At 46.2% G+C, this 17240-nt stretch carries 4 protein-coding genes; all 4 read left to right on the top strand.

Going from position 1 to position 17240, the window contains the following annotated elements:
* Window positions 1-3: 3 nt before the first annotated feature.
* Window positions 4-1083, top strand: a complete 1080-nt coding sequence (locus BLW68_RS15680; RefSeq protein WP_143039973.1) for a TauD/TfdA family dioxygenase — start codon at window positions 4-6, stop codon at window positions 1081-1083.
* An 85-nt stretch (window positions 1084-1168) separates the two neighbouring features.
* Window positions 1169-4264, top strand: a complete 3096-nt coding sequence (locus BLW68_RS15675) for a non-ribosomal peptide synthetase (protein ID WP_092795415.1) — start codon at window positions 1169-1171, stop codon at window positions 4262-4264.
* A 2-nt stretch (window positions 4265-4266) separates the two neighbouring features.
* Window positions 4267-12141 (top strand): hybrid non-ribosomal peptide synthetase/type I polyketide synthase, encoded by a 7875-nt coding sequence (locus tag BLW68_RS15670; RefSeq protein ID WP_092795414.1) that lies wholly within the window; start codon window positions 4267-4269, stop codon window positions 12139-12141.
* 2 nt (window positions 12142-12143) lie between these two features.
* Window positions 12144-17240: non-ribosomal peptide synthetase (locus BLW68_RS15665; protein ID WP_092795412.1), on the top strand; the 5097-nt coding region annotated here is incomplete at its 3' end.

Below are 17240 nucleotides of genomic sequence, written 5' to 3'. Positions count from 1 at the left end.
ACAATGTCGGAAAATCAATCTCAAATTATTTCACAAGACGCATCAGCAGCTACCACTCCCGTGCGTAAAGAGTTTAAGCGTGGCGCCGTCAGGTTATCTATTGACAAGAGCGCTCTCAATCTGGTTGTGTGGGAAAGTCTTTATGATACGCCCGATTCACCGCTGGTTATCAAGCCTGCAGCGAGTCATATTGATGCCCATGTCTGGGCCAGCGCCAACCGCTCGGTTATTGATAAGTTGCTCGTGGAGCATGGAGCTCTGTTGTTCAGAGGCTTTTCACTGGCAACCGTAAAAGGCGTTTCCGACTTTTCAAAGCTGGTGATGGACTCAGTGTTTAAAGAGAATACTGAGCACCAGCGAATTGATGAGGCTGGTGAAGTTCAGATCCCGGTTGAATACACCAAAAGTGAATTCCTGCTTTGGCACAACGAAAACACCTTCAATCTTCGATGGCCGAGAAAAGCCATTTTTGCTTGTGCGCAGCCTGCCGTTACAGGGGGGCAGACACCTGTTGTGGATAGTCGTTCTGTTTACCAACAGATGGATCCTGATATCAGGCAAGAGTTTGTCGATAAGCAAGTCATGTACGTCAGGACTTATGGGCCCGACAACAGAATTGGATTGGGTTGGAAGACTATCTTCGGCACCGACAACAAAGCCAAAGTGGAAGCACTGTGCAAAGAACAAAAAATGGACTTCGAATGGCGTGGTGGAGATCGATTGTCCACTTTTTCCGTCAGACCAGCGGTTTGGCAGCACCCGGTCAGCGGTGAGTGGAGCTGGTTCAATCAGGCTCAGCACTGGCACTTTTCTTGTCTGGATAATAACACCCGAGCGGCACTTCAGCGACTATACAGTGACGAAAAAGACTACCCCCGCAATTGCTATTTTGGTGACGGAAGTCCAATTGGAGACGACATCATGAGCGAGATTTTGGATCTGTATCGCAAAAACCACATTGAATTTGACTGGCAACAGGGTGACTTGTTGTTGGTAGACAACATCTTAAAAGCGCATGCTCGAAACCCGTTTGAAGGAGAGCGTAAAATCCTGGTGTGTTTCGGAGATATGGGCAGTTTTTAACACTTAATAACTAAAAAAACAACATCAAAGTGCTTCACGTTTCAAAAGGTGGGGCGCCGCACTTATTAATGCTAGGGATGCTATTATGGCGTTAAACGAAGAACTCAATTTCCTGATATCACATCAGCAACGACAAGTATTAAATTCAGCATCTGTGGGTTCCCAGCTGCCTTATTATCGGGCAGTTATACAATTAGACTCTAGTCTGGAACCGCAGCAACAGAAGGCAAAATTTGAAAGTCTGGTCAATCGCCACGAAATCTTTCGCACCCGATTTGTCCAGGAACTTGGCATGAAAGAACCTGTACAGCAGATCTCTGAAGAAGCTACAGATATGAGATGGGCAGTCAGCCAAGAGGAACCAGATACCATTGACGGTAATGTCTCGTTGAGCCTTGATAATCTAATTGAGGCCACATTATATGTTTCAGACTCTGGCTTACAGACACTGCATTTGAATATTTCATCTTTAGTTTGTGATCATCATAGTCTTGAACAGATTTGCTTTGAACTGGCTCAATCTGACGAAACTGACGAGTCGGTTCAATATGTGGACTTTTCCCAGTGGCAGGATGATGTGGTGCAGGAAGACGAACCTGCCAGAGCATTCTGGCAGAAGAACGCCAATAAACAATTACCCTTCGCCAAATTGCCTGGCGAATCCAATACCAAGGGTTATGAGCAGCGATCAAGCAGTGAGTTTGCACTGTCAAACACGGCTCCCGGGCAAGCTGATAGCTCATGGCTATTGTCTCTGTGGATGACAATTCTGGCACGCTTCTCTGGTGCCGAACAGTTAGCTGTTCTGGTTCATTTTGATGGCAGGATATCGGAAGATTTTACTCTGGGTATAGGGCCCTATTCACGTATGTTGCCACTTGTAATGGCAGTAAAGTCAGAAATGACCGGTGAGCAGTTACAGGGCCAGATTAAACGTAATATTGGTCAGCTGAATAGCAATCAGATGAGTATGCCAGTGATACCTAACACAGAGCTGGCGGGCAGCATCGGTTTTGAATGTCTGCAAAATACTGTTTTTTCCGACAAATTCTCAGGCGAGGTTTGTTTACTCAGCAGCTCATTGGTTAACGACCAGTGTGTTCTTAAGCTCAGCTGTCGCTTTGCAGATGGCAACTTGCAAGCTCGGATTTTATATAATGCTACCCGCTATAGTCAGGAGTTTATAGACGTTTTGCGTAAGTCTCTGGTAGCTTTGCAGGCCAACTGGGATACTTCTAAGAGTCTCGATGCGCAGCACCTCGTCACGACGACAGATGACGCAGCTCACTTACGTAGAGCTACAGAATATAATCATGAGTTAAAAGTCGTTGACATGATTCAGCAAACAGCGGCTATCTACCCTCAGAATATCGCAGTGGAGTCATATGATGACAACCTGACTTACCAGGAGTTAAATCAAAAAGCTAATCAATTAAGCCATCAACTTTTAGCAGGTGGTATTGGCGTCCAAAAACTGGTGGGAATTTGTTTCGAAAGAAGTTTTGAATTGAGTATCGCTATGTTAGCAGTACTCAAAACTGGCGCAGCATTTATTGCCATCGACCCCAAAACGCCGCCACAGCGTGCCACTGTGATTTTGGAAAATGCGGATATTGTTCTAACCGATAAGAAGTCTGGTAGTTATGATGCGCTGAAGGTGTGGCAGGGTACGACTATATGCGTTGACAAAGATGGCTCTGAACAACTCCAGTTGTCCACGGAGAATCCAGAAGTTGCTATTCACAGCAGCAGCCCCGCGTACATCCTATATACTTCGGGATCTACAGGTAAGCCAAAGGGGGTCGTGATTTCCAACGCCGCTCTTAGCAATTATATTCAGCACAGTACTCACACATATCTCACCAACAGCAGCGGAGCAGTGGTTCACACATCAATAGGTTTTGATTTGACCATCACTGGCTTGCTTGCACCACTGACGATTGGCAAAAAAGTCGTGATGGTAGCTGATGCAGTAGGCGTGGATGCCTTGCAAGCTACTCTTGCGAAGCAATCTGAAAAGGTCATGTTAAAACTGACACCTTCACACCTGAAAGTCCTTGCTACCTGGCTGGAAAACACAACGGCAGAGGATTTCCCCATAGACACTTTGGTTGTGGGTGGTGAAGCTTTGTATAAGTCAGATATTGCAATGCTACAGCGAGATTTCCCGAGCCTCAATATTTTCAATGAATATGGTCCAACTGAAGCCACTGTAGGTTGTTGTTTATACAAGTGCCGCAGTGAGCAGCCGGCAGCCCAGATGATCCCCATAGGTCATCCCATCAGCGGCACAGAACTTTATGTTCTCGATAATAATATGAAAATTCTACCTCGTTATTGCACAGGGGAGCTGTACATAGGTGGCTTAGGGTTAGCCGAAGGTTATCTAAAACAGCCACAACTCACTGCGTCACGGTTTATTGAGCTCGCCTTGCCGGATGGTACTCACAAGCGACTCTACAAAACTGGTGATCTGGTGAGGCTAGAAGCCGATGGTTTTGTGTACCTTGGACGCAATGATAGTCAGGTGAAAATTCGTGGTCATCGCGTGGAGGTTGGTGAAGTCGAAGCAGTGCTCAAAAAGGCGCTTCCGGTTGACGATGTCGTGGTCAAAGCCGGTCACAACCAGTTCGATGAAGTTGAATTAATCGCTTATGTGAAAACTACACAGCACCTTACTTTGGAAGACTTGCACAAGACGGTTTCAGATACTCTGCCAGCGTACATGTTACCCGCACATATCATTTGTCTGGAGGAGTTTCCGCTCACTCAAAATGGCAAAGTAGACATGATTATTTTACCTGATGTAGCAGATTTAATTAATTCTAAGGTGGAATATGTAGCCCCAAGAAACGACGTAGAAAAGAGTTTTTCGGACGCATTCCGGGCAGTGCTCAAGTTGGAAAATGTGGGTATTAAAGACAACTTTTTTGTCATGGGGGGTGATTCTATTCGCGCCGTACAGTTGGTTTCCAGCATTAACGAGTCTGGCTACGAACTGTCGGTAGAAGACTTGTTTAATCTGCCTAATATCGAAGCGCTGGCGCAATTCGCATTAGAAAATAAAGTTCAGGTTAACTCCGAAGATGCATGCACTGTAGAGGCTCTGTTGAATGAACTAAATGATCTCAGTGAAGAAGAAGTGGCCCTTAAGCTAGCCGAGTTGGAAGAGGAGCTATAAGCATGACTCAACAAGATGTACGCCTCGTATCACTTAGTCCTGAAAAACGTAAACTTTTTGAACTGATGCTTAAGAAGAAGAAGCAATACCAACCTTTTTCCCTCCTGTCGGAACAGGACAAAGAGCGGCTGCCAACTGATATTGAAGATGCTTTTCCACTGGGAACAGTGCAACTGGGTATGCTTTATCACATGAACAAGCGGCGCAAGTCTGATACGCCACCTGATTACCACAACGTGGCAACTTTTATATTCAAGGTTGAAGAAGCCTTCGATCTTGCCGTGATGCAAAAAGCGGTAGACACCCTTTTGGCCCAAGAGCCCATGCTGCGCACCTCGTTTGATCTGAACGCTTTTAGCCAACCTTTGCAATTGGTGCATAAACACGCTGAATTAAATGTAGGCTATGAAGATCTGCGTCACATAGACGAAACCCAACAAAAAGCAATTATGCACGAGTGGATCGATCGAGAAAACTTCAAACTGATTGACATCAAAAAACCTTCGTTAATCAAACTATATATTCACCTGTTTTCAGATGTACGTTTTGCCTTTTCCATTATTGAACCTCACTCAATTTCTGATGGTTGGAGTACCCATCTTAATTTAATCGACATTTGTAACCTTTACTTTGCCTTTAAGTCTGGGAGCGAACACACATTAGAAAAAAGCCCCGTGACATACGCGGAATTTATTCAAAAGGAACGAAAGACCATTGCTTCTCCTGAGGCCAAGGCGTATTGGCAGGAAGTCATGAAAAACTGTGCCGTATCAGAACTTCCAACAAAAGCCGACGACGCTGAAATGGCCGTTTTGGGACAGCACCGTCATGACGAATACCTGCCGCCTGAAATTCTCGAAGGCTTGAACAAAGTGGTGGAGAAAGCCGAAGTGCCATTAAAATCAGTACTGCTTGCGGCTCACGCTCGTCTGGTTTCCCTTATGACAGGTCAAAGTCGTATTACGACAGGGCTAAACTTCAACGGCCGTCTCGAAGCTAAAGGTGGCATTAATACCCGTGGTATGTTCCTCAATATTTTGCCTGTTACCTTAACTCTTGAAGGTGTAGCGAGCTGGATTGAATTGGCAAAACAGGCCTATAAGGCTGAAGTTGCAGTACTTCCACACAGAAATTACCCACTGGGTGTTTTGCAGGCAGAGTACGGCACGCGAAACCTTTTTGACACTGCTTTTAACTTTCTACATTTTCATTCTATTGCCAGTGCCGGCCTGGGACGAAGCGGTAAAATTGAATGCGAAGAGGTTATTGACTACTCAAAAACAAACTTTGATTTTAACTCAGTTTTCAATCTGCATCCTACAGATAGTACCTTATTGGAGCACAAACACGATGCCAATCTTGATCGTTTTGCACCATCGCAATTGAAGGAGTTTTACGCATTTTACGGGCTTATTCTTCAAGACATCGGGAGCAATCCTGACGCGGATCCAAACCGGTTAGACTTCCTAACACAGGAAAAACGCCAGAAGCTCATCCAATTTGATCAGGAGACCGATAGCGAGTCTCAGGCATTGCTGCCAATTTTTAAATGGTTTGAACAACAGGTATTGGAAACCCCTGATGCCATTGCTATTGACGATACTTCCGGCAATGACGCCTTAAGCTACAACGAATTAAATAACAAAGCTAATCAACTGGCTGCTCAACTAGGCGAAATGAAAATTGGCGTGGGTGATAAGGTTTCAGTTTTTATGCCAGCCTGCACTGATGTGGTGGCAGCGATTCTTGGCATCATGAAATCCGGCGCGGCCTATATTCCACTGGATCTCAGTTTACCCGTCGCTAGGGTGAATCAGATAACGACAGACAGTGATACCAAACTTCTGATTTACAAAGGAACTGAGCCAAAGGGCTATGAAGGTCAATCTCTGGATATAACCACGATAGCCCATAGCAGTCTGAGATTTGACAATCCCGATATTGAGGTTGCACAAGATTCACCCTGCTATGTGCTGTTCACCTCGGGTACCACGGGCAAACCCAAAGGGGTTGTAGTACCGCATAAAGGGGTTAGCAACTACATTAACTGGGCTGTGAAAAGCTATGGCATATCAGTTGGTGATAAGATGCCATTATTCACTTCGCTCGGCTTTGATCTGACAGTAACAACGCTGTTTGCCCCTCTTGTATGTGGCGCTGGCATTCGGGTTTTTGCCGAAAGTGATATTGTTAAAACACTGGCGAAACTGGTGGCAGATCAGCAAATGTCTTTAGTTAAATTGACTCCGGCACACCTGAGCCTGATTAGCGAAATGGATATCAGCCAATCTGCTCTGAACAGGTTTATTCTTGGTGGCGAGCAATTGTCCTCCTCATTGGCTGCCGGAGTCTTATCGAAACTGCCACCAGGTGCAAAAATCTATAATGAATACGGACCCACAGAAGCAACGGTGGGCTGTATGATTTACCAATTTGATGCCGCGACAGACGTCTCTGCAGCAGTGCCCATTGGCAAGCCTATCGACAATACCCGCATTTACGTTCTGGACGAACGACTACATCCTGTATTGGAAGGTATCAAGGGAGAGATTTACATAGGTGGAGCGGGCCTTGCTACCGAATACTTAAATGACAGTCTCGCAACTACAACTGCTTTTGTGAATGATCCCTTTTACCCGGGCCAAAAAATGTATAAAACCGGTGACCTTGCGCGACGGGGCAATGATGGAAATATCAGCTTCATCGCTCGCAAAGACAATCAAACTAAACTCAATGGTTATCGGATTGAACTGGGTGAGATTGAGTCATATATTAGTCAGTTGAGTAGAGTTTCCAATGTAATTGTGCTGGTGCGTGACATCAATGGGGAACAACAATTAGCGGCTCATGTCATCCCGACAGAAGCTGTCGATTTGTCTGATGTGACCCAGCGTCAGGCACTAATTGATGAAATCAAAACATATCTTAAGCAGCGTGTCCCCAAATACATGCTGCCTAATCATTACGCGTTCATGCCGGCATTCCCTCTCACCGAAAATGGTAAAATTGACCGCGATGCCTTACGGCAACATTGGGGATATGAGGTCCGGGGAGCAGCATTTAGCAAACCTAAATCTGTTGTAGAAAAGTCCCTGCTAACCATTTGGCAAGATTTGTTGAAGCGAGATCCAATCAGCGTTCTGGATAACTTTTTTGATATCGGTGGTAACTCACTTTTAAGCTTCCAATTAGTTGTAAAAATGAAGGACATGGGTAGTTTTGATGTAACAGTGACAGACATATTTGAATATCCCACTATTCGTTCAATGGCAGCTTTTATCACAGGCCTCGAAGAAGATTCAGCAATCGATGAACATCACGACATCGAAACTCAGCTTAGTGTTGAACCCATCGCCGTTATTGGTATGGCCGGCCGCTTTCCAGATGCCGGAGATGTCAGTACTTTCTGGGAAAACCTGAAAGTAGGTCACGAATCGCTGCATTGGTACTCTGAAAAGGAACTGGCTGAAGCTGGTGTTCCTGAAGAATTATTCAATAATGAAAATTACATTAGTGCAGGCGCAGCAATAGACAATATTCGAACTTTTGATGCGGATTATTTCGGCTACACACCGCGTGAAACACAGCTAATGGATCCTCAGCAACGCTTGTTGCTTGAGGTAGCTGTTGAAGCTCTCGACGATGCAGGTTATGGGAATGCAGCTAAAAAACGCAATGTAGGTGTATTTGTGGGGGTGGGCGAGAGCTTCTACTTCATTAATAACCTGATAACTCACAAAGAGATGGTAAAAACCTTGGGTATGGAGGTGCAGTTCGGTAACGGTCGTGATTTTGCCGCTACGCGTTTATCCCACAAACTCAACCTCGATGGACCAGCATTGACCGTATCCACGGCGTGCTCCACTTCACTGGTAGCTATTCATCTGGCGATGACGAGTATTTTGCGTAACGAGTGTCGCATGGCAATCACTGGCGGCGCAAAAGTAGGGCAATTTGGATCTGAAGGCTATACCTATCAGGAGGGTGGTATATTGGCAAAAGACGGCCACTGCCGCACTTTCGACGCAGACGCGACGGGCACCCGAAGTGGTGATGGCGGCGCTTTGCTGGTGTTAAAACGGCTGTCAGATGCCATCAGAGACAAAGACAATATTCATGGTGTTATCAAAGGATCAGCCTTGAATAATGATGGTAAATACAAAGCAGGTTATACAGCACCAAGTGTTACCGGTCAGGCTGATGTGATCCGTAAAGCCCTTGAAAATGCGCATGTAGATCCAGAATCTGTGGGGTACGTTGAAGCCCACGGAACCGGGACTTCATTGGGCGATCCTATTGAAGTTAAAGCGCTAAACCGTGCATATGGCAAACAGGGGCGACAAGGCGCTTATCTTGGTGCTGTAAAGCCCAACATTGGTCACCTTGATGCCGCTGCCGGAGTGGCCAGCGTGGTCAAAACGCTTCAGGTTTTAAAGTATGGCCAAATACCACCATCTATCAACTTTGAGCGAGCGAATCCTTCAATTGAGTTTAGCAATGGTCCGTTCACGGTGAACAGTGAGCTGATGGACTGGCCAGAATCGAAAACGCCTCGCCGGGCAGGGGTTAGTTCATTTGGCATCGGTGGCACCAATGCCCATCTTATTCTGGAGCAACCGCCTGAACAACCAAAGCATGCTGATGGACAACAGTTTAGCTCGCTAGTGATGGTATCGGCACGTACCAAGGGGGCGTTGGACGAGACGCGCAAGCGGTTAGTTAGTCATTTAAAGCAACATCCTGAATTATCCATTTCAGATGTTGCACATACCCTAAGAATGGGCAGAACGGCATTTGCTTGGCGTGATACACAGGTTGTTAGCAGCGTTGCAGAGTTGGAAGCCGCTTGGCGTGACCCAGTAACAAGCAGACCTGCTGTTGAAGATGTCGCAGTTATATTTATGTTTCCGGGGCAAGGCAGTCAATATTACGGAGCCGCAAGTTCTCTTTATAAAGAATCTGCGCATTTTGCCAGTTACTTTGATTTCTGTGCAGATTTATTCGCACACGAACTGGATGTAGATTTGCGTCAGTTTCTGGCTTTAGAGGATGAGCGAAGTAATGAGATATCGGAGCTGGTCAATCAAACTCACTACGCTCAGGCTTTGCTGTTTACTTATTCATGGAGCCTTGGCCGGTTGCTAATGGATATGGGAATCAAGCCTAATGGCATGATAGGTCATAGTATTGGGGAATATACGGCAGCGTCACTGGCTGGTGTTATGTCGGTGGAGCAGGCAATTAGAATTGTCGCGCGCCGCGGTATCTTGATGAATTCCATGGAACCCGGGTACATGGTTTCAGTGGCACTTGGTGAGCAAGACTTGCAATCTGTACTGGCTGAAACTGGGACTGAACTGGCAATAATTAACGGACCAAGGGCTTGTGTTATCTCGGTCTCTGAACGGCAATTATCGCCATTACAAGACAAACTGAAAAACCTGAATGCGGATTTCAGAATCCTGCAAACCTCACACGCTTTCCATTCGTCAATGATGCAGGCTGCGGTTGAACCTTTGGTAGAGAGCATAGATGCGACTTCTCTCAAAGCCCCTGAATTGCCGTTTATTTCCAATTTGACTGGTATGCAAGCAAACGAGTCGGTGTCAACGGCGGAATACTGGGGGCGACATTTGCGCGAACCGGTACGCTTTGGTGACGGTCTGAAATGTCTGCTTGATGCTCATGCAAATGATACCGTAATTTTGTTGGAAGTTGGACCTGGTACCAGCCTTTCCATGCTTGCCCATAAGCAAAAAGGCAAGGGCGATGTAAGAGTCCTTTCTTGTTTGCCTCACGTAAGGGATAACACAGATGATTACACATTCTGGCTTAAAACCCTTGGGGAGTTTTGGAAATTCGGTGGACAAGTTGATCGAGAATCTATTACATCGTCAGCAATCAATTATCGGGTTTCGCTACCTTCATATCCATTTCAACGCAAAGAATACTGGATTGACGCCGCCGAAACGAACGATGTCGGCAATGAGCACGTCGCCAACCCCGAAGATGTTGAAAACACTTTCTATCGCAGGTGCTGGCAGCTGCAATCCGTTAAAAAACTCGCATCAGAGCAACCAGCGCAAAGCGATGTGTGGATGGTGCTCGGCGAGGATTCTCAGCTGACTAACGATTTGATTGCGACCCTGGAAAAACAAAATCAGTTGGTCGTTCAGGTGCGTTTGGCTGCGCAGTTCGCACAAAATTCAGCCAATAGCTTCACCGTCAACTCTCAAAGTAAAACTGACTTTGAACGTTTAACTGAAGTACTGCAGTCACAGTCATTGTTTCCGCATCGAATGATCCACTGTGCAGGTGTGAGTTCGTCTTTGGGGGGGGCATCATCGGTAGATTTCGATGTTTGTGAGAGAGTCGGAAACCGCAGTGCAGTGCTGGCTTTACAGGCGTTTACAGCCAATCCGGAGCTGGGCAAATTACAGGTAAGCTTTGTGACTGCCAATAGCATACAGGTAAATGGCTGTGAGCAGATTAACCCTGCAGCAGCCACCACCTCTGGCGTAGCTTTGGTTGCTCCTCAAGAATACCCCGGAGTGCACTGTCAACTTATCGATCTGTCTCTGACTACAGAAACCTCCTCTCAGGTCACAGAAAATTATGCGAAGGCCATCGTTAAAGAATCACTACTCAAAGACAAGCCTTTTCAGGTAGCGTTAAGGTACCAGCAAAGATGGATAAGTCACTACCGCAAAGGCGTGCAGGCTGCAAAAGGTGCCAGCAACCAGATTCGTAAAAACGGGGTATACCTCATTACAGGTGGTCTTGGCAAAATCGGTTTGACAATTGCTGCTGAACTTACAGAGCAATACAAGGCCAACGTGGTGTTGGTGAGCCGTCGTCAATTTCCTTCCGACGATCAATGGCAAAGGTACATTGATGGTGCGGAACAAGGTGATGAACTGGCCGTGAAACTCTTACAAGTTCAGCAACTGCTTGCCCAAGGTGCAAAGGTGAGGCTAGTCCAGGCTGATGTGAGTGACGAGCAATCTCTGGAGAGCGCATTTTCGTTCGCTGAGCACACTTACGGTACGGTAAATGGTGTAATCCACGCCGCTGGCCAGGTACACAATTCTGCAGTTCCTCTGAGCTTGTTGAACGCTGAGCACTTTGAGCAGCAATACAGTGCCAAAATCAAAGGATTGTTGGTGCTGGACAAGGTGATTTCAAGTCGGGAACCCGACTTCATTGTTTTAATGTCGTCGCTTGCCGCCATATTGGGTGGTCTTGGATTTACTGCCTATGCCGCAGCAAACGCCTACATGGATAGTTTTGTGGCAGCAAAACACCTGTCTGGGGAAGACAATTGGCTGTCCATCAACTGGGATGGATGGGATTTCGAACAACAACCGAGTCAGAGTTCAGGGTACTTTGCTGTAACTCCAAAGCAGGGTATCAAAGCGCTATTGCATGCTCTATGCACGGCAGATGCACCACAGATTGTGCACTCATGCGGCAATTTAGACAGCCGCATCAGCAAGTGGGTAAATTCAGATATTGAAATAGGTAAGCAGGTACAAACGTCGGACCGTCCTGATGTCATCAATGACTATGTAGCACCTAAGGGGCCTGTAGAGTTGCGACTCGTGGAAATCTGGCAGCAGTTGCTGGGTATTAATCAAATCGGTGTTTTGGACAGTTTTTTCGAGTTAGGTGGGGATTCTCTGCTTATTACTCGTGTTATTGCCGCGATCCGTCACGAATTCAAAGTCCCGGATAAAAACCTGTCAATTCATGAGTTCTTCGCTAACCCCACTATTAAAATGTTGGCCAGCCATATTGTGACGCATCACTCACTTGCTCAAATCAGGCACAAGGAGCTTAGTGAAGCAGGGAAAGAGATCGAAGAGGGAGAGCTTTAATCATGTCAGTAAAAGAACTTGTTGAACAAACAAAACAACTCGGCATCGCCCTGTATGTTAAAAACAATAAACTCAACTTTGTGGCCGAAGCCGGAGCGTTTCCTGACGAGCTTAAACAGAAAGTTAAAGAAAACAAAGAGGATATACTCTCTTATTTAATGGCTCAAGAGCAGCGTAGCGGTATTGGCTCAATTGTGCCAGTAGTAAGACAAGACCTGATGCCGTTGTCTTACTCTCAGCAACGATTGTGGTTTATAGATTTGTTCGGCAGAGCAAATACCGCTTTTTACAACATGCCAACGGCGTTGAATGTCAATGGTGACTTCGATGTTGATGTAGCTGAGCGCGCTTTTTTAACCATAATCCAACGTCATGAAATATTGCGCACCGTTTATGAGCAATCAGACCAGTCCCCCATGCAGCGCATTAGATCCGATGTACACTGGAAAATAGCCCGACATGACTTAAATCAATACGAGGGCGATGAACTGGAAATGGAAATCAAATGGGCTGTGACACAAGATGCTGTAGGCACCTTTGATTTGGCGACGGATGTCATGCTGCGCGTCACTTGGTTAAATACTGACAAGGACGCGAAGCAAGGCATATTGCTGTTTAATATGCACCATATTGCCTCCGATGGCTGGAGTATCGCGGTTCTGATCCAGGAGTTTCTGACCCTATATAAAGCGTACAATGTCGGCTTGCCCAACCCCTTGCCTGAGCTGGGCATTCAGTACGCCGATTATGCACATTGGCAGCGCGAATACCTTAGTAGTGAAGCGTTAGAAGAGGAGCTTAACTACTGGATCCAGCAGCTGGACGGCGCACCCAAAGTACACAGCTTGCCCATGAGCAATAAGCGTCCCATGATGATGCAGCATGCTGGTGAAGTGGTAAGCCTCACGCAGTCTGCTGATGTAGCCCAAAAGGTGATTGCGCTGGCCAAACGCTATGGCGTCACGCCGTTTATGTTTATGCACGCGGCGTTAGCCATATTGATCAATAAGCACAGTAATAGCGAAGATATCGTCATTGGTACGCCTGTGGCCAATCGATTACAAAGCGAGCTAGACCCGTTAATTGGTTTTTTCCTCAATAATCTGCCTTTGAGGTGTCAGGTTGACCAGCGTCAAAGCTTTTTGGATTTTCTAGCAAAAATCAAACAAGTGAATCTGGATGCCCAAGCTCATCAGAGCCTGCCATTTGACACCATTGTGGATCAGCTAAAGGTTGAGCGTTCAACACAATACGCGCCGCTGTTCCAAATTCTGCTCAATATGAACACTAATGAAGAACCGGTTATCCATTTACCTGGGGTAAGGCTGCAACCCACAGGTACCGGAATCGCGACGGCGAAGTTTGATTTAGAAGTGTGCCTGAGCGTGTCAGATAAAGGTATCAAAGCCGAGTGGATATATGATGTTGCCTTGTTTAAAAAACAGAAAATCGAAGCGTATGCGCAGCATCTTAGCAATCTAATTGAAAGTATTGTCGCTACGCCTGAAGCCTGCCTTTATGAACTACCGATGCTGAGTTCGGCTGAGCAAAACTATCTGCTAAACGAAGTAAATGAAACCGCATTAGCCCTGCCAGAGGGCCAGCTCATCCAAGATTTAGTGGCTAAACAAGTTAAACAAAACCCATCAGCGACAGCTTTGCAATTTGGTGGTCACTCCATAACTTATCTCGAGCTGCATCAGCGCACTAATCAACTAGCCTGTCTTCTAAGGGACAAAGGCGTGCAAACCGGTACCATGGTAGGTATTGCAATGCAGCGCAGTATCGATGTGGTGGTGTCTTTGCTGGCGACATTAAAGGCCGGCGCCGCTTATGTCCCGCTGGATCCAAATTATCCTGCTTCAAGACTTGAGCATATGATTGCCGACAGCGGTCTGGCCATGATTCTGACTCAGTCTGCTTTACACAGTCAGTTTTCCAGACCCGGCGTCCAAATTTTTGCTGTTGATAATTTGCATGAAAGCTTGAGTCAATATGATTGTGAAGAATTTCAAATCCCAGATTTAACTCCAAGCCACCTTGCTTATGTGATTTATACTTCTGGTTCTACCGGAAAGCCTAAAGGCGTCATGATAGAACACAAAGCGGCTGTTAATTTTATACAGGGCATGACGGGCGCTTTACCACAAATAGACATTCCAGCTCCGTGGCTGTTACTCACTACTATTTCATTTGATATTTCATTATTTGAATGGCTGGGATGCCTGACAACTGGCGGCACCTGCGTGATCGCCAGCAATGAGATGTCTGATGATCCTATTGCCCTGGCACGCTACATTAATGAGAAGCCTTTCAGCGTTATACAGACAACGCCATCACGCTGGACTCAACTGATTGAGGCTGGTTTAAAACCAGCTTACAGTTTTAATGCCTTAACGGGTGGTGAAGCCCTTTCTAAAGAACTGTTGAAAAAGTTCAAACAATTAAAAATTGAACCTCTTAACTGCTATGGCCCTACGGAAGCAACTGTCTGGTCCTTGACCAATCACGTCACTCGCAAACTGGCTAACAATTACAAACTTTCCCTGGGCCATGGACTGGCTAACTATCAGCACTTTGTACTCAACGATCAACATCAATTATTGCCTCAGGACAGCATTGGTGAGCTGTATATTGGTGGAAATAGTTTGGCAAGAGGTTACCTCAATAATGAAAAGCTGACGTCAGAGCGTTTCATCTACGTTGATTTGGGTGATGGTCAGCGTCGCCGATTGTACCGAACAGGGGATCTGGCGCGTGTATCCGAAGGCGGTTTTATTGATTATCTTGGGCGCGCAGATGATCAGGTGAAAATTAGAGGTCACAGAATCGAGCTGGGTGAAATCGAACAGCAGCTGTTGGTATTACCCGATGTGAAAAACTGCGTGGTAGTGGCCAAAGATTTTGGCACAGGAAGCCTGCAACTGGTGGGTTATCTCGAAGCAGCCAAAACCATTAAAGTATCCATGGAAGACTTGATTAGTCAGTTGAAAATGGGCTTAGCCAGAGTTTTACCTGAACATATGATCCCGTCGGCGTTTGTCCTCATTGATAAATGGCCGCTGACTCCCAGTGGTAAAATTGATAAAAGCACGCTTCCTGAGCCAATAGTCTTCGGTAGTAACAAGGAATTCGTCGCTCCCAGAGACCAGTTAGAAAAAGACCTTGTAGATATCTGGTCTGAGCTTCTCAACGTAGCGGAAGACGTGATAAGTGTACTTGACAACTTCTTCTCTTTAGGTGGTCACTCTTTATTAACAGTTCGTCTGGTGTCGGCGCTCAGAGACAGACTGGGATATGAAATATCGGTCGTAGAAATATTTGAAAACCCTACTATCGAATCGTTGGCGCAATTTATTAATGCTAATGCTTCTGAAGTGGCGGCTGACCCTACGCGACCAGCTATTTCTGAAATTGATAGAACTCAACCAATACCTTTGTCGTTTGCTCAGCAGAGACTCTGGTTTATCGATCAATTGGAGAGGGGAAGTTCGGCACTTTACAACATGCCTATTTACTTCAAGGTCCAGGGTCAGTTTAACCTCGAAGTCGCTAACTTGGCGCTATCTCATATCATTAAGCGGCACGAAATTTTACGTACCGTGTATCGATATGAAAATGAGCAAGCCGTACAGATCATTTTAGATAATGTAGAGCCCAATGTAAGAATGCTGGATCTGTCAACTATCGACGATGCAGACAAGGAGGCAGAAGTGATCCGCCTCGCTACTCTGGACGAACAACAACCTTTCGACATTAAACAGGATGTCATGCTTAGAATAACCTGGCTGAAGCTGGATAGTGAGCAAGGGGTATTGCTGTTTAACGTACACCATATTGCCTCTGATGCCTGGTCGATGAGCATATTGGTCAAAGAGTTTGTTGCCTTATATCAAGCATTCATAGCGGGTGAAGAGGTAGTTTTACCGTCAATGACTTTGCAATACGCTGATTTCGCTGCTTGGCAACGTAATTATCTTACGGGTGACGTGTTGCAAAAGCAGTTGGATTATTGGGCGGAACAACTTGTGGAAGCGCCAGTTGTTCATAGCTTACCGCTGGATTACCCCAGACCTAAGACCAATACCTTCAATGGTGCTTATGTTTTTTGCGAGGTAGATGCTGAATTGGCATCCAGGTTTAATGAGGTGGCAAAAGCTTTTAACTACACTAATTTCATGGTGTTACACGCCTTGCTAACCTTAGTGATAGCCCGCAATGGTAACAATGATGATGTGCTTTTGGGCACTTTAGTTGCTAACAGAACTGATAAGGCCACGGAAGGTATGGTGGGCTTTTTCATTAACACACTGGTGCTGAGAAACAATATTCAGAATGTAGAAAGTTTTTCTGCTCTACTTGAACAAACCCGCAGTGTTAACCTTACTGCTCAGGCCCACCAGGACATTCCATTCGAACAATTGGTGGATCAGCTCAACGTCGAGCGCAGCACGCAACATAATCCTCTGTTTCAAATTGTTCTGTCCATGAACACCAACAAAGCCGAGCATTTTTCCATTGAAGGCCTCCAATTTGAGCGCTTCTACACGGATTTTGTGATGGCAAAATTTGATATTCAGTTGGATGCAGTGGTCAGAGACGATGGAATAAGCTTGCAATGGGCTTATAACACCAACCTTTTCAAGGAAGCCACAATTCAGCGCCTTTCTGATCACCTGTTAGAAGTCATGAAACAGGTGTTACCAGATACAGCATGTTGTCTCTCTGACGTGACCATGTTAAGTGCGCAAGAGGTACAGCATTTAGTGCACGACCTGAACCGCACAGAAGTGGCGTATCCGCAGGATGTGTGCATGCATGAGCTGTTTGAGGCGCAGGTGCGTCAGCAGCCACAGGCCACGGCCCTGGTATTTGAAGGACAGTCCTTAAGTTATGAAGCCCTGAACGCGCGGGCCAATCAGGTAGCGCGTTATCTGCGTGCTGAACACGGCGTAGGGCCTGATACGCTGGTGGGGCTGTGTGTCCCGCGCTCTCTGCAGATGGTGGTAGGACTGCTGGGTATCCTCAAAGCTGGAGGGGCCTATGTGCCGCTGGACCCGGATTATCCGACGGCGCGCCTGAATTACATGGTGGAAGAT

Origin of the sequence: Rheinheimera pacifica, from assembly GCF_900108485.1 — a bacterium.
Lineage (GTDB): Bacteria > Pseudomonadota > Gammaproteobacteria > Enterobacterales > Alteromonadaceae > Alishewanella > Alishewanella pacifica.
The sequence above is the reverse complement of the archived record's forward strand: the minus strand, read 5'-3'. Positions and strand labels throughout refer to the sequence as shown.